This window comes from Oceanospirillum beijerinckii DSM 7166 (assembly GCF_000422425.1).
In the GTDB taxonomy this organism is placed as follows: domain Bacteria; phylum Pseudomonadota; class Gammaproteobacteria; order Pseudomonadales; family Halomonadaceae; genus Oceanospirillum; species Oceanospirillum beijerinckii.
In genome coordinates this window covers 15,038-36,394 of record NZ_AULT01000032.1, presented here as the reverse complement: position 1 = coordinate 36,394, position 21,357 = coordinate 15,038, and the positions used below count along the sequence as shown (strand labels likewise).

Sequence of the window (21,357 nt, the reverse complement as noted above, 5' to 3'; positions counted from 1 at the left end):
ATCATTTAATCCGACCTTTAATATTTTATTGACCTACCACCATTGATCAGCTCAAAAGAAAGGATGCCCATCAGGTCTATACTTGATTCAAAACAAATTTATTACACATCCGATAAAAACCCTGCCCTAATAATTTCATTGACCTCTTAATTACAGTATCATCAACACTTATAGCAATAGCACTCAAATAACCAATAGGGAAATTATGTATTTAAGTACACTAAATATTGAAGGGTTTCGCTGTTTCAAAAATGAATTTGAGATTCAACTTACAGATAGTTTGAATGTAATTGTAGGTGAAAATGGAGCGGGTAAAACTGCAATAATCAGCGCTATTCGACAACTTTTCCACGACTCTGAATCTGGTAGATACAGTATCACAAGCGATGACTTTTTCACTCCATTTACTAACGAACAATCAGCAACATCCCTTTCAATATCGGCTGAGTTTGATGGATTAAATGTAGAAAAAAAGGTGGCTTTTCTTCCTTGGATTGGAACCTCTGACACTGCACTACTAAACCTACAAGCGGAAAATAAGGAAATACGAGGACGGTTCAAAAAAATTATTTGGGGCGGGAGATCTAAAAGCTCCCAATTTGATCCAGAACTGCTAGATCTGATCCAGTGCATCTATTTACCACCGCTGAGAGATGCTGAGTCCAAATTATCAAACGGCCGACAATCTAGGCTATCAAAGCTCCTTAAGGCTCTAAATCGCAAACAATTGAAGCAGTGTAGAACAGAGGATAAACTACATCCTCTTGAAGCAAAGCTAAAAGATTTCAACAGTTCCTTAGCTGAAGATGATGCCTTAAGCATTAGCGATGCTAATAAACTCATAACTACCAACTTAACTAAAGCTATTGGACATCACTTTGGACAACAAACCAGCATTCAGTTTGCGGAAAGTGATTTTACAAAAATTGCCGAAAGACTAACTCTGCTTTTCTTTCCTGATATGTCTTCTCAGGATAGAGAGTTATTCCGCGAGCTTAACCAAAATAGCTTGGGTTATAATAACCTCCTCTACATAGCTTCGATTTTGGCAGAGCTTACGTTTGATGATAAAGATGAAGAGCAACCCCTTTTTAAATTGCTGCTTATTGAAGAACCAGAAGCCCATCTACATCCTCAGCTACAAGTTAGACTGCTAAACCACCTAAAGTCAGTAGCTGAAGAGAACAAAAATGTTCAGGTTATCGTAACAACTCATTCAACGGTATTAGCCTCTTCGGTTGAACTTGAGTCAATCATTCATCTATCTAAATCACCAAATCCGATAGCTACACCTCTTAAAGCTTGTGGCTTGCCAACAACTAGTAGCCAATTTATCAATCGTTGGTTAGATGTCACAAAATCAAACCTGCTATTTGCCGGTGGTGTAATCCTGGTCGAAGGGATTGCAGAACAAATGATCATTCCAACTTTGGCTAAAATAGTTCTAAAGGATCAGGAGATAGGTCGTAAGAGCCTTGAGGACCTTGGTGTCTCAACAATCAACCTCAATGGCATCTACTTCAGACACTTCATGCAATTATATTGTAACATTGAGAACCCCGATAATCCTGAGGAAAGGAATATTGGCGAAAATATTCCGGTAAAGTGTGCAGGTATAACAGATCTCGACCCACCTAAAAAAATCCCTAAAGAAGTGCCTGACCCAGAAAAAGAAGGTGAAACAAAAACAATACATGAAGACTTCATTCCATTCGATGGCAATATAAAAAGTGGCACTAACCATGCCCTTAAACTTGTTAACTCTATTAACAAATCAACCAATGCACGTCTATTCGTGAGCAAATACAAAACATTGGAATATGACCTTGCCATGGAGGGTAACAATGCTGCATTAATGTCCTATATAATTACATCTCTCTGGCCTGAACCTAAAACAGGCCAAAGCACTATAATCGAAGAATTCAAAAAAATGTCCACTATAGATTGGACAACAAAAACACGAAAAGAAGTGGCCGAAGCAGCTCATCAAATCCTGAAACGAATCGATGATGATAATATTGGAAAAGGGATGTTCGCCCAAGTCATGACTGACAAAATACAACGCGAACATGTTGATTTTGCCGTTCCTGAATATATTAAAAAAGCCATTCTTTGGGCTTCTTCATCAAATAATACTGAGAAAGAATAATGTCAGTAGAGTTTACGAAAGAACAGCTTGATTATGTCGGCTCGAGTATCGAAGAACACATTTTCTTAGAAGCATGCCCTGGAAGCGGAAAAACAGAGGTAGTTGCAGCAAAGGTTGCTAAGGAGATTAATTCCTGGAAGAAAAATCCAGGGGGGTTAGCAGCACTTTCTTTTTCCAATAGCGCAACTGAAGAGTTAACAATAAGAGTATCGAAGTACCTGCCCCATGGCCGTAGTATGTTTCCTCATTTTTTAGGTACATTTGATAGCTTCATTTACAAAAATATTGTTTCCCCACTATCGATAGAACTAACGAGGTACGTTGGAGAGAGCAAAGATGCATCAATCCGTATCATTGAACCAAGTGCACTCCTAGGCTATAAAACTCAATACCATTATGCACAACGAGGGCAAATATGTGCTCATCACTACTCTTTGAATCTAATAAATGAGAATATAATTTTTGAAACCGGGGATTCTAAACTAGATCGAGCCTTGAACGCTATTCAGCTAGAAGATTGGCAAGTTAGAGATCTAAAAGCTACCAAAATCAAAATGTTAGGAAACGGCTTTGCGACTTACCGTGACATTGAGTGCTTAGCTCTAGAGGTCCTTTCAGGAGAAAAGTACGAGAATTTCGTTGATTTATTTGTAAGGCGTTATCCATTAATCATTATTGATGAATGTCAAGATCTCTCTGAAGAACAGTTAATCATCCTTCAGGTGCTGTCAGGCAAAGGCACACAATTGCATTTTATTGGGGACCTTCATCAGGCTATTTACAGTTTTAGAGGCGTTGACCCAGCCAAGGTATCTCAGTTCATTCGCAACAATTGCTTTACCAGTTTGAAACTAACAAGAAATTTTAGAAGCTGCCAAAATATCATCAATATTTGTACAAAATTAACCAAGCGAGAAGAAATTATTGGAAATGTATCTTGGCTAGACCCGCGGTGTTTAGTAGTTCAATACAATAACTGCCCTACTGAGTTAGTAGAAATTTTTGAGGAAAAATGCAATGGTTATAACAACAATGTTGTAGTCGCAAGAGGTCACTCTACCCTTAGTAAGTTTCAGGCTTCAACAACCAATCTGAAGAACATTCAAAAACTAGCCCTTGCGATTAAACTTTATGACCCTAAAGATATGGAAGCAATGAACCTCTCTTTGTGGCACTTCTCTGAGTTTATTCGTTATCATCTAAAAGAAAGTTACAAACCAAATAGTTTCAACTGCCCCCAATCTGTAGATTCATCCCTTATGTGGCGTAGATTTCTTTATGAATCTTTAAGCCATTTGATTAACAACAGCTTACAGAAGATTGATATCGATTGGTCAAACTGGGTAAAGAAAGCAAAAATGCTAATTCAAACACTCCCAAAGCAAAGTTTTTGTCATGAAGACATTGCTAGAGTATTGACCCCACTAGAAAAAGTAAACTTAAGAGCACCATCCGGCGAGGCCAAGTCAAAGGTTAGCAAATCATTAGGAGCTACAGCAAAACCATCCCTGCTATACAGAAAGTCAACGATTCATGGTGCCAAAGGGGAAACTCACGATATCACTATAGTGATATCCTCAGATCGAGCTGGAAATGATTCTCACTGGAAAAGTTGGCTTAAGAATCCAAATAGTGAAGCCGCTAGGTTTTCTTATGTAGCATCATCACGGCCCAAAGAGTATCTAATTTGGGCCGTCAAAACGCTAAAGCCTGAGGAAAAAGAGCAACTGAAAGGACTTGGATTTACTATAGTTTAACAGCTCACTTTTTTTCTTTTTCTTCGTTTCTACCGTTTATGCGTATAAAACTAGCTTATGCATAGGCTTTGTGTTTTTGTGGATCAAAAAGAGCTGCTATTGATCATATAGCAGCTCTTATCTAGAAAGCCTACATTAAAATGCAAAGATCGTAGGCACAAGGGTAACCGTTACCAGCGTGATCAGGGCAATTGCAACCAGGTTCAGCATAAAACCTGCCCGTATCATATCGCGCATTTTGATCATACCTGAGCCAAATACAATCGCGTTGGGTGGCGTCGCAACCGGCATCATAAAGGCACAACTAGCAGCCATCGCTGCAGGTACTACCCATACAAGAGGTGTTCCGGCAATGGATTCCGCCACAGGGCCTAACAGTGGCAGGAAGCCCGCAGCGGTCGCCGTATTACTGGTAATCTCGGTCAGGAAGGTGATCAGCGCTGTTACCAACAATACACCTGCGATCAGTGGAATAGCACTCGCACCTTGAATCTGCAGTGCGATAAATTCTGCCAGACCAGAACTCTTGATCTGTGCGGCCAGTGTCAAACCACCACCAAACAGAATCAGAATGCCCCAAGGCACTTTTTTCGCACTTTCCCAGTCCAGTACACGTTCATTGTTGCCTGATTTCACCGGCAGAGTAAATAACAGAATCGCTGCAGCAATGGCGATACCGGTATCGGACAGAGATAGTCCGGTCAGCTTGCCGATATAAGGACGGAATACCCAACATAGAGCAGCAAACAGGAAGATATACAGCACCTTTTTCTCACCAGCGCTCATAGTACCCAGCTCACTCAGCTGCTGTTTGAATACTGACTTGGCACTCACTTCACCCGTTTCATCCACTTTGTAGCTGACCTTAGTCAACCAGAACCAGCAGATCGCCAACATAGCGATAGATACAGGTAAACCGACCATCATCCACTCAGCGAAACCGATCTCAATCTGGTAACTATCTGACAGATAAGCCGCCATCAGGGCATTAGGCGGTGTGCCGATCAAGGTCGCAATACCGCCGATGCTGGCACCATAAGCAATGGATAGCAGCAACGCCTTGGCAAAGCTCTCATTATCTGGATTTTTATCTTTGACGATCTGAATTACCGACAGAGCAATCGGCATCATCATAACCGCCGTAGCGGTATTAGACATCCACATCGATAGAAATGCCGTCACCAGCATCATACCCAAAATCTGGATACTGGGCAGACTACCTGCCGCCAACATGGTGGTCAGTGCAATACGCTTATGCAGATGCCACTTTTCCATGGCGATAGAGATTAAAAAACCCCCAAGGAAAAGAAAGATCAAGGGGTGGGCATAGGGGGCAGAAACAGTCTTAATACCTGCGATACCGGCCAATGGCACCACAACCAGAGGCAGTAAAGAAGCTGCTGGAATAGGCACCGCTTCGGTGATCCACCAGCTTGCCATCCAGAAGGCTAAACCCGTTGTTCTCCAGGCTTCGGTTGATAAACCATCAAACGGTGAATCCATCACCAGGGTCATTAACATTACGGCTGGTCCCAGTAGCAGGCTTAGCCAGGGTGTCTTTTTATTGTTGTCACTCATTGTCAGCAATCCTCAAAACTTCAAGCACGCCATCCCTGCGTGTATTGGTCAGATAAGTGTGTTGATCTCTTCGAGCACGGTCCCAGTACCCTGCTCTCGATATATCAACACGCAAATTGATTGCCAGACCTTAAAACTCTATTTTTATCCTTTATATTCAATAATTTATAATAAAATTGATATTTTTCACCAGAAAAAAGTATGGATTTCCACACAAATATTCCAGCTCAAAAATCACTTTTTCCACACAAGCATTTAGTCATGGGAGGCTCAGCTATCTCATTTGTCTTAAGAGCAAACGATTAAGCCTGGCCTCTACGAAGAGAGGCTTAGTTTTCTCATCTTGTTCAGGGGCTTTGTTCGGTTAATCCTGAATATAGTTGCTACGTTCCAAGCCATATTTAGCCATCTTGTCGTAAAAAGTTTTTCTCGGCAGTTTCAGCAGTTCCAGTGTCTTTTTAACAGAACCTGAGTTTTGACGTAACGCATCCTCAATTACCGACTGCTCATAGAAAGCCACCTTTTCTGCCAAACTCAGATCGCTATCAATAGAAGGGATTTCAGTGGTGGTATTCAGCTTGATGCCGGTTCCCAGCAGCACGTGGCGCTCTGCCACATTGCGCAGCTCTCGTACATTACCCGGCCAATCGTAGCTTAATAACTGCTGTTGGCTATCGCCATCCAGCGCACACAAGGGCTTATGAAAACGGTTGGCCGCGATTGAGGTGAAGTGTTTAAACAGCAGGGGGATATCCGCTTTACGGCTTCTTAACGGAGGAATCTCGACCATAACCAGGTTTAAACGGTAGTAAAGATCGGCACGAAACTCGCCTTTATCGGCCAGAGCCAAAAGATCGATTTTGGTTGCAGCGACAATGCGAATATCCAGCTCTATAATTTCATTGCTGCCCACGGGCGTAACCTTTCGCTCCTCCAGCACCCGTAGCAGTTTGGCCTGCATCGCCAACGGCATCGCCTCAATTTCATCCAGAAACACCGTACCACCATTGGCAAACTCAAATTTACCTACTCTATCTTCTGTCGCTCCGGTAAAAGCACCTTTTTTCGCGCCAAATAGCTCACTCTCGATCAGGTTTTCAGGAATCGCCGCACAGTTTAAGGCCAGAAAGTTAGCATCTCGGCGCTGGCTATGATCATGTAAAAAACGCGCAACCAGCTCTTTGCCTGTCCCCGTTTCCCCATGAATCAGCACGTCAGCCGGAGTATCGACTACAGCGTTTAACAGTTGCAGCATCTCATGCATTGCCGGGGTATCACCTAAGATTCTGACACCGGGACCACGGTTTTGAGCCAGACTTTGTTCGACCTGATCTTTTAGTTGACGATTTTCCAGCACTAAGCGACGTTTCTCTAATGCCCTGGCGACACAATCCAGCAGGTCTTCATTGATCGGTTTCTCAAGAAAATCATAAGCGCCCTTATGCATCGCGCTTACCGCCATCGCAACATCGGCGTAACCGGTCAGTAAAACCACAGGCAGTTCGCTATCAAAATTTTGCACCTGCTGTAACAGAGCAAGACCATCCATATGAGGCATATTGATATCGCTGATGACGATACCTGCAAACTCACGCCCTAAACGATCCAGAGCCGTGGTAGCGCTGGTGTAGCAGCTCACCCGATAACCTTCCAGTTCCAGCAGTTGCTTGAGAGAATCCCGAATAATCGCCTCATCATCAATGACCACGATATGATTCACCATCAGCGCCTGGCCATCTTTAGGAAGGCGTTCTGGCTTAATAGGCTCTTGCGAATGACCGGCACTATTATTGGTCAGGGCATCATCGGCAGGGGAAATAGGCATCAGTTTTGGTCTCGCTTAAGTCGAACAGTAAAAATAGCACCGCCAGTGTCTTGATTAGCAGCAGACAGCTCACCATCAAAAGAGAGCATAATATTACGAGCGATAGATAGACCCAAGCCTAACCCATGCTCCGATTTGGTAGTAAAAAACGGCTCAAAAATCGTATCGATCTGCAGCAGATCCAGCCCGGGGCCGGTATCACTGATTGTGACCACTACATCCTGATCAGAGATCTGTGCGACCAGAGTTAAGCGTTTATGCCCAACAGTTTCCATCGCATCAATCGCATTGGATAGTAAATTGACCAATACCTGCTCAAACTTCAGAGCCTCAACCCGCACCTCGGTATCCACGAGATCCATCTGCAGTTCGACATGGCGCTTTTTTATCTCGGGTCCGACAATCACTAAAGCATTATCGATACATTGCTGCAGAGGTACCGGTTTCAGGCTCTGTTCCTGCTGCTCCAGCCGACTGAATTGCTTGAGTTGAGCAACAATCTTATGCACCCGATGTACCAGCGACTCCAGGGTATACAGATTCTCTTTCGCCTGATCATACATACCCTTATCAATCATCCGACGGCTACTGACCAGATAGGTACTCATGGCGCTGAGGGGCTGATTGATCTCATGGTTTATACTGGCGGAGAGCTGTCCAATCGTCGCCAGCTTAGCCGCGCGAATCAAGGCATCCTGCGCCTTTGCCAGCTCTTTGGAACGGGTTGAAACTTCTTTTTCCAGGCTATTACGGGTGTAGAGCAACTGGTTATAACCCGCCTGATGACGATATAAATGGATTACCAGTGCCAACAAGACCGAATAAGCCAGTGCCGCTAAAATCAGATAACTGACGGGATAGTCCAAGCCAGGCTTATCGGGCAGCAGTAATACCAGCGTCAGATCCATCAAAGGAATATTAGCCTGAGCATAGAAGTAGTTCTGACGGATATTTTGGGGTAAAGGCAACTGCCAGATCTCACTGTCGTACCAAGGCGCCTGAAAACGTTGATTAACTAAAATATCCTGCTCAAGGTCCAGATAGCGTTGGGATTGAGCAATCTGCTGCCAACTGTAACGCTCACTCTCACGCCATTGTTTTAAGCGCCAACTGGCTTTGTTGGACATAAAGATCACACGATCCAGACCGTACAGAATAAAACTCTCCCCCTGACTGCCGGATAGCAGCTCGGTGTCCTGCTCAAACAAACTCACGGCAACCTTGACCGTAATCACTCCCTGGATCTGTCCATCCAATACTACCGGTGCAGAAAAGAAAAAGCCCCACTCCTGAGAGCGTTGGCCCAATGCATAATAGGCATTCTCCCGCCCCTGTACCGCTTGTTGGAAATAGGGTCTGAAGGCAAAGTTACTGCCGATAAAACTTTGCGGTTGCTGATAATTACTGGCTGCCAGCACAGTACCTTCCGGGTCCATCAGATAGACATCATCAGCCCCGGCGCTTTGGCCTATCTCTAACAGCAGATGGTTTAAACCTTCCTGGTCGGCATTACCGCCTACTCCCTGCCGAATCATGTAATTACTGGCTAATAAACCGGGGATATTCTGAAAACGGGCTAACCTGCTATTGATATACTGACTCAGGCTTTCCACTTCTACCTGCGCCTGCTGTTGGCTATTTTGATGAAAGCTCAGCGTTAGCTGATAATGCAGCACAAACAGCACCAGACTCAGGCCTATCAGGTAAAGCAGTATAAAAACAGATACACGTTTCATTAGCCGGTATTCATTCCATTATTGTGGTGTTGCGGGAATATTTGCAGATACGATGATAAATTAACTGACTTGAGCGGCCCCATCTGCTTATGTCAGGATTATCTCAACAATTCAATCAGTTAGGTATAAGGGTAGCAAAATGGCTTACGACACGGATAATATTTTTGCCAAGATTCTACGCGGGGAAGCCCCTTGCATTAAGGTTTACGAAGATGAACACACTTTGGCTTTTATGGATATTATGCCCCAGATGGACGGGCATACTCTGGTGATTCCCAAGCAGGAAGCCGAGACACTGTATGATTTGTCAGAGACTTCCGCTTTAGCTTGTATGAAAACAGTGCAGCATGTCGGAAAAGCCGTCGCCAAAGCGATGAACTTTGAAGGTACAACCATTTTCCAGCATAACGGCAAAGCGGCAGGTCAAACGGTCCCTCACTTCCACTTCCATATTTTACCAGGACCCATTTTTGGGGCCAAAGCGCTGAAGGGCCACGCCGTTGAGTTTGCCGATACCGATGAATTGCAAGCCATTGCCGATAAAATCATTGCTTGCCTGGACTAACTGTAAAGATGCTTTGATCTCCGGGGGTGCTAACAAGATGCCTGAAAGCAAGAATTAGTGTCCTCAGATCATCCATGTAGAGTAATCGTGCTGTCTTTTGGTACATTAGAGGTTAATAACAGGATAAAAACATTCTGCATCAGATAGTTATCTATCTCAAAATCAATTAGCTCGCCAGAAACTCACCTTCCCAGGAGATCTTATGCTAAAACCACAATCGGCTATTTTTCAGGAAAACAGCAACCAATTTTATCACCTGGAATACCAACTTGATCCATCTTACTCTGCCGAAAAAATTATCCCCGCACTGCAACACGCCCTAACCAAACAGTCCGACCAAATCAATCTGGTAGTTGCTTTTGGTAAACGACTCTGGCAACAACTGAACCCGACCTGGACGCCGGTCGAGCTGGAAGAATTCACTACGCTGACCAGTCCTCAAGGCCATACAGCACCTGCGACACAAAGGGATCTGCTGATCTGGATTCATAGCCTGAGCCATGACAATAACTTTGATCAGGTTTTGCATATCCAAAACGCACTGTCTGGAATTGCAGAGCTGAAATTGGATCTACCAGGCTTTACCTACCACGATTCCCGAGACCTGATCGGTTTTGTGGATGGCACAGCGAATCCCAAAGAGGATCAACGTCAACTGGCTGCCGTGATTCCAGAAGGGCAAGTGGGTGCAGGTGGCTGCTATGTACTGAGCCAAAAGTGGGTACACAAGCTGAATGACTTCAATCAACTTCCGGTAGAGAAACAGGAAAAAGTGGTAGGCCGCACGAAAGAAGATGATATTGAGCTGGAAGGTGATGCTATGCCTGTAGACTCTCATGTCAGTCGCACCGATGTCAAAGTGGACGGAAAGGCGATGAAGATCTATCGCAGAAGCGCACCTTACGGCTCAGCGACAGAAAGTGGTCTTTACTTCTTATCATTTGCGTGTGAACTGGAACGTTTCAGTATTCAACTGAAGCGTATGTACGGCCTGACGGAAGATGGGATAACAGACAAACTGATTGATTTCTCTGATGCGGTAAGCAGCTCCTACTGGTTTGCACCATCTGAGCAGGATCTGGCCAGAATACTGAACTAGATTAGCCTGAGCCAGTGTAGGTTAGCCGAAGAGTGCCTGGAACCTGTTTAGTACAAGATCAAAAGGCCTGTCATGCTGACAATACCGGGAGGACAAAGTCCATTTGTGGATAAAGCAAATGGACCTTTCCCCTTAATGTGATACTACTTTCTTCTTAAATTTGATACATCGCGACCAGCATTAGCCATACGGGCAGCTTGCGCTACCTCTTTATCAACCACGGTTTTACCAATCGGTGCCAGGGAGATACCCGCCAGCTTAAGATGCTGAATGGCAAATGGAATACCGATAATAGTAATCGCACAAGCCACTGCCGACATAATATGACCAATAGCCAACCAGATCCCTGCGACCAATAACCAAATAATATTACCAATCAACCCCAAAGCCCCAGTGCCAATATCCTCATGCTGAGTCAACTCATCCCGGGCAATGGCTTCTTTACCAAAAGGCCAGAATGAGAAACTGCCCATAACAAAACAGGCTTTTCCCCAGGGAATACCAATGATCGACAGAAACGCCAGTACACCAAAAAACCACCAGGCGATACCCATCACCAGCCCACCCAACACAAACCAGATAATATTACCGATTGTTCTCATGATACCTTCCTGATGATTTCACTGAGTTACAAAAAACAGCCCCGAACAAAACCGGAAACTAACAATAGTTTAACGCTAAAACCAATCACTTATTACTTGAAGCCAAAGTTTGCTTTGTTCTTGTCAAACAAACAAAGCCCACCAAACAAAACAAGGCTTGCCATCACAACGTTATGCATTGCTTAATGCACTTGTTTGGGACAACAAACCTTATAAAAAGTGCCGTTTCTTCAAAGAGTCAGCTGCACAGGTTAGCCTTATGGGTTCAGTGATCTTACGGGTTATGTCCCATAATTGCCTTCACTTCCAGGAATTCTTTCAGCCCCTCTGCGCCCCATTCACGGCCATTGCCGGATTGTTTATAACCGCCAAATGGTGCAAAGACATCAGTCGGAGCACCATTCAGATGAACCATCCCCGTGCGCAGCTGGCGGGCCACCGACTTGGCACGCTCCAGGTCCGATGAAGAAACGTAACCCGACAAGCCGTAAACCGTATCATTGGCGATCTCAATGGCGTCTGTTTCATCCTTATAAGGGATAATGCTCAACACCGGGCCAAAGATCTCTTCACGGGCAATGGTCATCTGATTATTGGCATTGGCAAAGATTGTTGGTTTCACAAAGTAGCCGGTTTCATTCCCTTCAGGCTTACCTGTACCGCCACATACCAGAGTTGCACCCTCATCAATACCGGCCTGAATCAACATCTGAATGCGCTCATACTGGCGCTTGCTGACCACCGGCCCCATAGTAGTTTCTTCAGATTGTGGATCACCCGTTTTGACTTTCTGAGCGGCTTGCTCTGCGATAGCGATCACTCGCTCCATCTCCGTTTCAGGCACCAGCATACGGGTTGGCGCATTACAGGATTGACCGGTATTTGAGAAACAGCTCAGTACACCCTGCTTCACACTGCGCTCAAAATCCGCATCATCAAGCAAGATATTAGCGGACTTACCACCTAGCTCCAGGCAAACTTTCTTGATCGTATCTGCAGCCGCCTTCATCACAGCTGTGCCCGCACGAGTTGAGCCTGTAAAAGACACCAGGTCCACATCGGGATGGGATGATAACGGTGCACCAACCCCTTCACCCGTACCATGCACCATATTAAATACGCCAGCAGGCACACCTGCCGCTTCTAGCACCTCAGCTACTAAAATAGCTGATAGAGGCGCTTCTTCACTGGGTTTCAGCACCATAGTACAACCGGCAGCCAGTGCTGGGGCCACCTTGCACATAATCTGATTAACCGGCCAGTTCCAAGGTGTAATCAATGCACACACACCGACAGGCTCATAATACACTTCCGTCTTTTTCAGAGAATGACTTTCATCCAGATTTTTTAATGCCTTGATGGCTGCGACCAGATGGCCAGCCCCGGAAGCGGCCTGAGCGTTATGGGACAGTTTGGTTGGCGCTCCCATTTCCGAAGTAATCGCTTGAGCGATATCGCTCAAGCGCTTGTTATACTCTTCCAGCACCCTCTCCAGCAACTCCAAGCGCTGCTCTTTACTCCATCGTGAGAATGACTTAAAAGCTTCCTTCGCAGCAGCTACTGCGGCATTAACATCCTGCTCACCGCCACAGGGCAGGACCATTACAGACGTTTCATTGGCCGGGTTAATCACTTCGATGTAATCCTGAGTCGAACTCTCAACCCACTGTCCATTAATGAAAAACTTATCGTTGTACATGATGTATCACCTTCAAATCCTTAACTGCTTGGGAATAGCGATCTGCTTGCTCATTAGAGCCCCATGATATGCCATCTAAAAGAGAGTCAAAAGCTTTACTTTAACAAAGGCTAAAAACAAAGAATAAAGTATCGCTTATTTATTCAACTAAAGAAATAGCCGCCTAGAGATTAAATATCATTAAGCATTAATAATAAACACCACCAACTCATTACCACAAACCATCAATTAAAATTTAACTAACAATTATACTTATAAGATAAAAATCCGGACTATATTATCAGTTCAGAAAGAATTTTATTTCTATGCCCCGAATCTTGTCTTTGCAAAATAGATACATAACCATCACCACAGGGTATTTTTCGAAATTCATGCCCTATTCTTTCAGCCTGATAAAATAAGAATAAAAACACCTATATTGGCACGCTTACTGCCAATAAAAATAATATTTTTCATATAGGTATAGAATAACAAGACCTTCCACTAACAATTATTATAATTTTTAGCAGTTATTTCAGGCTGTAATAATTACAATTTTGAGTTCATCGCCGATTAGAGCAACGCCATCATCAAACTGAAAGATAGAGGGTTAGGGAGGAACAGGAGCATCGTGCCTGGTTGGCCTCATGCGTTCTGCGTCCTTGCTTGATCATTAAGTTCAAGCGGGCAAGCTTTTGATTATTATCGGCTAATGCTAAAACGACCAATACCTGCTAAGCTTCCCCTATCAACCCAGCAAAACAGTCAACTACTAACTTTTTTGTCTGAAATTCACTCTACAGTACGGTATAAAACGTACTGCATGGACTAATGTACCCTGAGGTAAAACATGAGTATTCAAATTGGCGATAAACTTCCGAACACTGAACTTAAAGTCATGGGCGAAGCAGGTCCAGAGTCCATCACTATAGAACAGCTATGTGCCGGTAAAAAAGTAGTCCTTTTCGCAGTGCCTGGAGCCTTTACTCCTGGCTGCTCCATGACTCACTTACCAGGCTTTGTCGTATTGGCAGATCAGATCAAGGCCAAAGGCGTTGATAGCATCATCTGCCTGTCTGTTAATGATGCCTTTGTCATGGATGCTTGGGGTAAGGCTCAAAATGCAGAAGAGATTATTATGCTGGCCGATGGTATCGCTGAATTCACTCAGGCAATTGGTCTGGAAAAAGATCTGACAGGTGTTCAGTTTGGCATCCGTTCTCAACGTTACGCTATGATTGTTGAGGATGGTGTGGTTCAGACACTGAACATTGATGAGAAAGGTGTAGATAAGAGCAGCGCAGAAACTATTCTGGCATCACTGTAATTCTCATCTATAGACAAAGTTGCCTTTTATACAAAGTGGTTGAAATTCAATCACTTTGTAGGCGAACACCTACACATAAGCTTTCCTATATTTATATCTTTCTTCTCTCCAACCAGGGGCCGGAGAGAATGGAGATATTTATACTGGTATGCTGAATCCGCCTTTTATAATAAAGGCACGCATAGAAATCGAAGGTCACCCTATTAAACGGCTGCCTGGCAGAACGCTCCTGCTTGGTGTATGCACTACAGTTATTTGATCTATAACACTTTTGACTTATAAGACTTTTGATCTATAAGACTATAGCTCAAGCACTATTTCAGGATCGAAATCTGGATTTACACTTCGGGGGAAATACCCACGAGGGTTACACAATACACGTGTCTTACCAATGCAGTAGTCACTGGTATTATGAAGGTGACCATGTATCCACGCATCAGGCTGATGCAATTCAATAAAATGCTCTAAATTACTGGCATAACCCGCACGAATGGGTTCATCTCGATAAGATACTGGTAGAGACTCTATGGAGGGCGCATGATGGCTGACCACAACCGTAGGTCCTGAAAATGGTTTACTTAACTCCTGATTAAAAAAGTCCATCGACTCAAGATGCATATTCCGGGCATCTTCAGGAGTGAACATTCTTTTCAGTCCCTTGTGTTCAAATTCAACCAGACGAAAATCATTCATTCTCATGCGTGCCAGATCCTGAGCAATGGAAGGGTCTTCATTAAACAGCTGGAAATCACTCCATAAAGTCGAGCCGATAAAGCGAACACCACAAAGTTCGACCACTTCATTTTCCAGCACATGAACATTGCTTCCCGCCATAGCTTCTTTCCATTCCTGCTGCGCCAGCTGCAGACAACTACGGTAGGGCTCATGGTTCCCGAGGATAAAAACCGTTGGGATGCCACGGGTCTGCTCAAGCACCCAGTCAAAATGCAGACGACTGGCAATACCTATATCTCCTGCCAAGACAATTACATCAGCGTTGACATCAGGCAAGGTGTGACTGATAAAGCCGTGTTCGAACTCAAGGTGCAAATCACTTTGATATTGGATAACAACCGACATTGAACAAGTCCATGTAGAATCATTTAAAGCTTAGTATAAAGCAAATACATAAAAAAAAAATCAATAATTTATCTACACATTTGTAACAAAGATTTCACTCGCTATGTAGTGTAACTACTCTTCCAGAAATGTATTGCTACTTCCAATATCAACAAGGTGAAACAAACAGCATTATCATATATATTAAAAATGCAATTACATCATATTACATATAGGGTGCAGCGCCTGCTTCAAATAACATAGCCTTTGCCAATCTTCTTATTCTTAGCCCAAGAGGAAGGCCACTTACCTGAATAAATATTCATGGTGATCGCCATAATCACTGTACAGGCTATTAAATAATGCCGTGAGCTATTACCCCCATATAAAGCAAGGTATTTTCAACTTTCGCTTGCATTGCTCGAAGGAGAACATCTGAAATAAAATAATCGAGTCAAAAGTCAGGTAAGTACCCAAATATAAATATTCCGATATTTTTCCAACTTAACCAGCCTCCCGACTAGCCGTAGGTTTACGCTGAATAAAACTAAACCAGCTACTCTGCCACTGACTGATCAGCAAACCTAATAGAATTAAAGCACATGCAACCAACTTGACTCCCTCTACATTCTCACCATAGAAGATCATACTACCAATTAAACCAAATACAGGCACCAGCATTGTCAAAGGAGCAACCGTTGATAAGGGGTATTTCACAATCAATCGATTCCATAACCAGTAACCTAATAACGTGGTTGGGTAGGCTTGAAACAGAATAGAAAACCATACTGTGCTATTTAGCTGCCCCGGTAACTGAACAAAAATCTCACTGCCATGGCTTAGCCAAGCTAAAAGCACTAAAGGAACAGGTGCGAACAACATCCCCCATACGCTAAACGAGAACACCTGATTCGTATTGGCCAGTTTGACAATCAGGCTAATCAGGCTCCAGCTAAACGCACCTATCAGAACAAACACCAAACCTGACAGAGGCACTGAACCATCTTGAAGCGTCAGGCTGGCACCAAGCCCCGAAAGCGCCAGAGTCGCTCCGATCCACTTTTGACGCGTAATCGTTTCTTTTAACAACAGCCAGCCTAATAACAAACTGGATACCAGGCTCAGCTGCATCAATAGACCCGCCATACCCGCAGAAACTCCCAGAGTGATTGACCAAGTCATCATTCCCCAGACGCCTACCCCAAAAATAACGCCATAAGCGATTAGATATCGTAGTTTTACGTTTGGTCTGGCGATAAAAAAGATCGCTGGAATCACAGCTGCAGTAAAGCGTAGTGCTGTCAGAAGTACGGGATTGATCTGGTCTGCGCCAAGTTTGATTACTGAAAAGTTAAATCCCCATAAACACATCACTGCTAAAGCCAGCAGTAGGTCATTCAGTCTCATCATTGCCTCCTTATATCTTTTTCAAACGTTCTATTTTTGTATGAAGCCGATTCCTACCAATCAGCCTGAATCGTTGAAGTCAGTATGAAAGCCCGACGAAAAAGATTACAGATTCAATTTCCTAAAATAAAAAGTATACAGTTAATCATTGTCAGACTATGCTTGAATTCGAATAGAGAGGGGACTGCGATGCGTTATAAAGCGATAGCCGAACAGATCATAGAAGATATCCGTATGGGGAAACTGGCTCACGGCAGCCGTATGCCATCGCTGCGCAAAATGTCTGATTTGCAGGGGGTCAGTCTAACCACGACTCTGAATTGCTATCATATGCTTGAGGAACTGGGCTGGATCCTTGCCAAACCTCAGTCTGGCTTTTACGTTTCCAAACCGCTGGCTGAGCTGGCCACACCGGAACTACCACAGTTTAAAAGCCAGCTACGCGAGATCTCTCCTCAGGAATCAGCCATCACTTACCGACCCGGTGCTTATGATCCAGGCCCTCTGGGTATCTCACAGATAGCCCCAGAATTGATGCCAACAGAAACTCTGCAAAGAAGCCTGAAACGGGGCCTGAAGCGGCTTAACCTGACTATTCATGCCTACCCTGATCGCCAGGGTTTGCATAGTCTGCGCTATGCCCTTGAACAGCACTTTTCAGGTTATGGCTTTCCATTTCAGGCTAAGGAGTTAGTGATCACCAATGGCTGCATTGATGCGGTACGTATTGGCTTAGAAGCGATCTCTCAACCCGGTGATGGCATCGCTATCAGCTCACCCTGTTTTAGCGGCTTACTGGAGCTGTTAGCCGGTTTAGGACGCAAGGTCGTAGAAATTCCTTGTACCGAGGAAGGTATTGATCTGGAACAGTTTGAGGCCCACCTGAAACAGGGCTCGATCAAGGCGGGCCTGTTTAGCACCTCTCATATGAACCCTCAGGGAATCAGTATGTCGCCGCGACAGAAACAGGCACTGGCAGAGCTGGCCAATCAATATCAGGTGCCCGTTATTGAAGATGATATCTATATGGAACTGGGCCACGGCAAGGTGATGCCTTTACCAGCTAAATACTGGGATAAAGGTGGTTATGTGCTCTGGTGTGCCTCGGTTTCTAAAACCTTAACTGCAGGCTTCCGGTTGGGCTGGTGTCTACCGGGACGTTTTCTACCCGCTTATTTGAGATTGCATGGGATTAGTCATTTTGGTGTCAGCACGCCGGTCCAGTCCGCCATCGCCGACTTTATCAGTACAGGACAATATCATAGCCATTTGAATAAAGTTCGCAGCCAATTACGGCAAAATATCCGCGACTACACACAACAACTGGTCAAGCTTCTACCATCTAATAGCCGTATCAGCCAGCCGGAAGGCGGCATGGTGATCTGGCTCCAGATTCCCGGCCTAGACAGCAAAGCCCTATGGCAAAAGGCATGTGAAAGGGGTTTGGATTTAAGAGCTGGGCCTGCTTTCACTACCCTGTCTTTGTATCAGGATTGTCTGCGCATTAATACTGGCTGGCCGCTGGATGACAGTGTCCGACAGCTATTGGAAAAGTTAGCAGAACTGATTGAGCTATATACACCTTCCATAGAACAGCAACGAGTGAGCTAAGCTGTGCTATGCCATCTCCTGAACTCTGTATCTCCTGAGCTCTGCATTGGTAGCCCGTACATACACATCATTCAACAGGTACCAGATTTAACTATTAAGCCCAGATGGCCGATCAAAACAACTGCATCTGGTCATCAACAATGGCACTAAAACTTAAACCGACAAACGGCAAAATAGCATCAGCGATGGGCTGTACCTGCTTGTCGATATAGTGCTGATAATCGATAGGGCTTTGCTGATACTCCACAGGCTCAGGACCATTGCTTGTCATTACATAGGCGATACGCCCCTTACGCTGATATTTAAGCGGTTTACCCTGCTGACGATTGATCTCATCCGCCAAGCGTGCGGCACGGACATGGGGCGGTACGTTTTTCACATAATCATCTAATGAGCGACGCAAACGCTTGCTATAAACCAGCTGATGATCCCGTTGGCCCGCTTTCAATTCCGCCACCAGAGCACTGATCAGGTCACAGGGGTTCTGATCATGAAAGACCCGATTATAGATCTCATTTTGCAGCTCTTTCGCCAGTTCGGTCCAATCCGTACGAACTGCCTCCAGACCTTTAAATACTAACTTTTCCTGACCGTTTTTATTGATCAGTCCGGCATAACGCTTTTTACTGCCGGTATCCTGGCCCCGAATGGTCGGCATCAAAAAACGGGTAAAATGAGTCTCATATTCCAGCTCCAGAAAACACTCCAAACCATAAACGTCTGCCAGATGATCCCGCCACCGTTGGTTAATCTCCTGCATTAACTCATTGCCCAGCTGATCCGCCTGCTTTGAGCTTACGGTCTGCTGCGAGCATAATGACTGTGCCCGGCTAATCGTCTGCTGGCCACCACTTTGCTGCAGATCATTCCCCATCAGAACAAACAGCGAATCCGTATCGCCGTAAATCACTTTAAGGCCCTTCTGCTCAATCCATTCCGTCGTTTGCTTCAGAATATCGTGACCCCGCATGGTGATAGAGCTGGCCAGTCGGGTATCGTAAAAGCGACAACCACCGGAGCCCAGCACGCCATAGAAGGAGTTCATCAAGATTTTAAGTGCCTGAGAGCGCACGGGATCCTGGGCTTTTTTCGCCTCATCACGTTGTTGCCACAGCGAGGTGATAATATCTGGCAGAAAGTGCTGATCCCTTGAGAAACAAGCACCGCGATAACCGGGAATCGCCTGCTCGGGATGCAGACCACCCTCGATCAAGCCCAACGGGTCGATCTTAAAGGTGCGAATAATAGAGGGGTATAGGCTTTTAAAATCTAAAACCAAAACGTTATTGTACAGCCCCGGCAGGGAGTCCATCACATAACCACCGGGACTGGCCAAACCACCACCGCCCGGCAGATTGGGAGCGACATAACCCGCCCGATGCAATTTGGGCAGATACAGATTGGTAAAAGCCGCGACCGAACCACCGCTGCGATCCAATTCTAAACCTGTCAGTTGAGAACGCAGAATCAAAAAATCCAGAATACGGGTATGCTGAAAGATATCCCACACCAAACGGCAATCTTCCAGATTATAAGCAGCCAGTTTTAGCTTATTGTGCTGAAAATCGTGCATGATGGTTGCTAAGCGATCATCCACATCTTCGGTGAGTTTACCCCGGTTTAACAGCTCCTGAGCCACCGACTCCAGGCTAAAACTGGCAAAGTTATAGGTTGCCGTTTTTAACGCCGCGATACCATCAATCACTACCCGTCCAGGAATAGTGATAAAACCGCTATTACTGTCATCCCTGGACTCACGCCAACTAGCATAACTGCCGCCACGGCCCAGCTTAAGCCGCATACCGTATCTCTGTGCACGGGTATTGAGCAGTCGAAAATCAAAGCCAACCACATTCCAACCGATAATCACATCGGGGTCTAACTCGGCAATGGTCGCTTCCAGGGCTTGCAACAGTGCCTTTTCGTTTTCAACCCAGCGTACCTGCCCTTTCTCTTCTTTTTCTTCTGCTGCTTTATATTCCCCATCTTCTTCAAGCCGGATCTGCGGACCATCATCTCCCGGCCCTATCATCAGCACCAGAGAAATAGCGTCGCTATAAAGTCCAACCGAATAGAGATCGCCCTTGGCGGAACACTCAAGATCCAGCGAAACGACCTTTAATTGGGGGATATAATCACCGCCCTTTAAACGGGCCTGATCGACTCGGGTAAAGCGGGAACCGTGTAAGCCTTTTCTTTGACTGTTCTTGCCCTGAAATACCACGCCCCCGCGAATCCAGCGTTCCATCAGATAGCGATCGTGCAGCCGGAAATCATTTTCCAGCATCTGAATGCCCTGCTGTCGCAGACGCTCAACGGCTTGATGAAACATTTTGATCGTTGGCAGATAAAGGCCACAAACCGGCTGTTGCTGGAAAGATTTCAAGGTCAGTGGGCGAACCTCATAACCTTGCCCTACACTCTGGCCTTGTCCAAAATCTATCCCCGAAAGGGCTTGTTCAACCCTGGCTACATCATCCTGATAGATAAAACATACCGGCTTCTCACCCTTAACTTTTAATTGTGTTGGGCCATCCGGCGTTGAGAGCCAGAAAATAATCTCGGTCTCGCCATCCTTGTCGTGACTATGTCGGGTCAGTAAAAAGCCTTGCTGCATATCGCTATCAAATATCAGATCGATGAATAGACAAGCATCAGTGACAATCCAGTGAATATGAGCACAATCCGGATAAAATCAGATAGTTACTGTTTAGATAGCTACTGCTTAAATAGTTACTATGCTTTGATTTAAGCATAACCCTATTATCCTTCTCTGCCCAGATAAAACTGTATCTTTATACACCTCACTTTCCCCTACCTTATACCAAACCAGATAAGTTATTGTGGGTCGGAAAAGCCGCAAGGCGCCTTCCGACAATCATCAGATACCGAAGCCAATGTCGGATGGCGCTTCGCTTATCCAACCTCAGGTATCAAGAAACTTATCAGGAATAGTATTAGCTT

General features: G+C 44.9%; 14 protein-coding genes. 6 read left to right on the top strand and 8 right to left on the bottom strand.

The window, feature by feature from the left end; all coding sequences use genetic code 11:
* Window positions 1–205 precede the first annotated feature (205 nt).
* Window positions 206–2,149: an ATP-dependent nuclease gene (locus H579_RS0110660; RefSeq protein WP_028300671.1), complete on the top strand. Its 1,944-nt coding sequence runs from the start codon at window positions 206–208 to the stop codon at window positions 2,147–2,149.
* The gene (locus H579_RS0110655) at window positions 2,149–3,906 is read left to right on the top strand and encodes a UvrD-helicase domain-containing protein (RefSeq protein WP_028300670.1); all 1,758 of its coding nucleotides are present in this window, start codon (window positions 2,149–2,151) and stop codon (window positions 3,904–3,906) included. The genes H579_RS0110660 and H579_RS0110655 overlap by 1 nt, the downstream gene beginning before the upstream one ends.
* A gap of 135 nt (window positions 3,907–4,041) precedes the next feature.
* Here the strand turns inward: H579_RS0110655 and H579_RS0110650 are convergent, their stop codons facing one another.
* The 3 genes from H579_RS0110650 to H579_RS0110640 form a co-directional block, all read right to left on the bottom strand.
* Window positions 4,042–5,484, bottom strand: coding sequence for an SLC13 family permease (locus H579_RS0110650; protein ID WP_028300669.1), 1,443 nt, complete (start codon window positions 5,482–5,484; stop codon window positions 4,042–4,044).
* A 364-nt stretch (window positions 5,485–5,848) separates the two neighbouring features.
* Window positions 5,849–7,309, bottom strand: coding sequence for a sigma-54-dependent transcriptional regulator (locus H579_RS0110645; RefSeq protein ID WP_281167046.1), 1,461 nt, complete (start codon window positions 7,307–7,309; stop codon window positions 5,849–5,851).
* Window positions 7,309–9,045, bottom strand: a complete 1,737-nt coding sequence (locus tag H579_RS0110640) for an ATP-binding protein (protein ID WP_028300667.1) — start codon at window positions 9,043–9,045, stop codon at window positions 7,309–7,311. Before H579_RS0110640 ends, H579_RS0110645 begins: the two co-directional genes overlap by 1 nt.
* Before the next feature lie 139 nt (window positions 9,046–9,184).
* Between H579_RS0110640 and H579_RS0110635 the strand changes: the two genes are divergently transcribed.
* Complete coding sequence (locus H579_RS0110635; RefSeq protein ID WP_028300666.1) at window positions 9,185–9,610, top strand: HIT family protein; 426 nt, start codon at window positions 9,185–9,187, stop codon at window positions 9,608–9,610.
* A gap of 202 nt (window positions 9,611–9,812) precedes the next feature.
* Complete coding sequence (locus H579_RS0110630) at window positions 9,813–10,709, top strand: Dyp-type peroxidase (RefSeq protein ID WP_028300665.1); 897 nt, start codon at window positions 9,813–9,815, stop codon at window positions 10,707–10,709.
* A 143-nt stretch (window positions 10,710–10,852) separates the two neighbouring features.
* On the opposite strand, the gene H579_RS0110625 is transcribed toward H579_RS0110630, so the two are convergent.
* On the bottom strand, window positions 10,853–11,311 hold the full coding sequence (locus H579_RS0110625; protein WP_028300664.1) for a YccF domain-containing protein: 459 nt from the start codon (window positions 11,309–11,311) through the stop codon (window positions 10,853–10,855).
* Window positions 11,312–11,585: 274 nt separating this feature from the next.
* Entirely contained in the window at window positions 11,586–13,010 is a 1,425-nt protein-coding gene (locus H579_RS0110620) for an aldehyde dehydrogenase family protein (protein ID WP_028300663.1), read from the bottom strand.
* Window positions 13,011–13,839: 829 nt separating this feature from the next.
* Here H579_RS0110620 and H579_RS0110610 point away from each other — a divergent pair.
* On the top strand, window positions 13,840–14,316 hold the full coding sequence (locus tag H579_RS0110610) for a peroxiredoxin (RefSeq protein WP_028300662.1): 477 nt from the start codon (window positions 13,840–13,842) through the stop codon (window positions 14,314–14,316).
* A gap of 300 nt (window positions 14,317–14,616) precedes the next feature.
* Here H579_RS0110610 and H579_RS0110605 read toward each other — a convergent pair whose 3' ends face one another.
* Window positions 14,617–15,396, bottom strand: coding sequence for a metallophosphoesterase (locus H579_RS0110605; RefSeq protein ID WP_028300661.1), 780 nt, complete (start codon window positions 15,394–15,396; stop codon window positions 14,617–14,619).
* 483 nt (window positions 15,397–15,879) lie between these two features.
* Complete coding sequence (locus tag H579_RS0110600; protein WP_028300660.1) at window positions 15,880–16,782, bottom strand: EamA family transporter; 903 nt, start codon at window positions 16,780–16,782, stop codon at window positions 15,880–15,882.
* 189 nt (window positions 16,783–16,971) lie between these two features.
* On the opposite strand from H579_RS0110600, the gene H579_RS0110595 reads away from it, so the two are divergent.
* Entirely contained in the window at window positions 16,972–18,393 is a 1,422-nt protein-coding gene (locus H579_RS0110595; protein WP_028300659.1) for an aminotransferase-like domain-containing protein, read from the top strand.
* 112 nt (window positions 18,394–18,505) lie between these two features.
* On the opposite strand, the gene H579_RS0110590 is transcribed toward H579_RS0110595, so the two are convergent.
* Complete coding sequence (locus tag H579_RS0110590; protein WP_036566057.1) at window positions 18,506–21,010, bottom strand: DNA polymerase II; 2,505 nt, start codon at window positions 21,008–21,010, stop codon at window positions 18,506–18,508.
* Window positions 21,011–21,357 lie beyond the last annotated feature (347 nt).

What these genes read in the sequence shown, in the direction of transcription:
- H579_RS0110660 (WP_028300671.1), top strand. Translation starts at nt 206, where the DNA reads ATGTATTTAAGTACACTAAATATTGAAGGGTTTCGCTGTTTCAAAAAT.
- H579_RS0110655 (WP_028300670.1), top strand. Translation starts at nt 2,149, where the DNA reads ATGTCAGTAGAGTTTACGAAAGAACAGCTTGATTATGTCGGCTCGAGT.
- H579_RS0110650 (WP_028300669.1), bottom strand. Translation starts at nt 5,484, where the DNA reads ATGAGTGACAACAATAAAAAGACACCCTGGCTAAGCCTGCTACTGGGA.
- H579_RS0110645 (WP_281167046.1), bottom strand. Translation starts at nt 7,309, where the DNA reads ATGCCTATTTCCCCTGCCGATGATGCCCTGACCAATAATAGTGCCGGT.
- H579_RS0110640 (WP_028300667.1), bottom strand. Translation starts at nt 9,045, where the DNA reads ATGAAACGTGTATCTGTTTTTATACTGCTTTACCTGATAGGCCTGAGT.
- H579_RS0110635 (WP_028300666.1), top strand. Translation starts at nt 9,185, where the DNA reads ATGGCTTACGACACGGATAATATTTTTGCCAAGATTCTACGCGGGGAA.
- H579_RS0110630 (WP_028300665.1), top strand. Translation starts at nt 9,813, where the DNA reads ATGCTAAAACCACAATCGGCTATTTTTCAGGAAAACAGCAACCAATTT.
- H579_RS0110625 (WP_028300664.1), bottom strand. Translation starts at nt 11,311, where the DNA reads ATGAGAACAATCGGTAATATTATCTGGTTTGTGTTGGGTGGGCTGGTG.
- H579_RS0110620 (WP_028300663.1), bottom strand. Translation starts at nt 13,010, where the DNA reads ATGTACAACGATAAGTTTTTCATTAATGGACAGTGGGTTGAGAGTTCG.
- H579_RS0110610 (WP_028300662.1), top strand. Translation starts at nt 13,840, where the DNA reads ATGAGTATTCAAATTGGCGATAAACTTCCGAACACTGAACTTAAAGTC.
- H579_RS0110605 (WP_028300661.1), bottom strand. Translation starts at nt 15,396, where the DNA reads ATGTCGGTTGTTATCCAATATCAAAGTGATTTGCACCTTGAGTTCGAA.
- H579_RS0110600 (WP_028300660.1), bottom strand. Translation starts at nt 16,782, where the DNA reads ATGAGACTGAATGACCTACTGCTGGCTTTAGCAGTGATGTGTTTATGG.
- H579_RS0110595 (WP_028300659.1), top strand. Translation starts at nt 16,972, where the DNA reads ATGCGTTATAAAGCGATAGCCGAACAGATCATAGAAGATATCCGTATG.
- H579_RS0110590 (WP_036566057.1), bottom strand. Translation starts at nt 21,010, where the DNA reads ATGCAGCAAGGCTTTTTACTGACCCGACATAGTCACGACAAGGATGGC.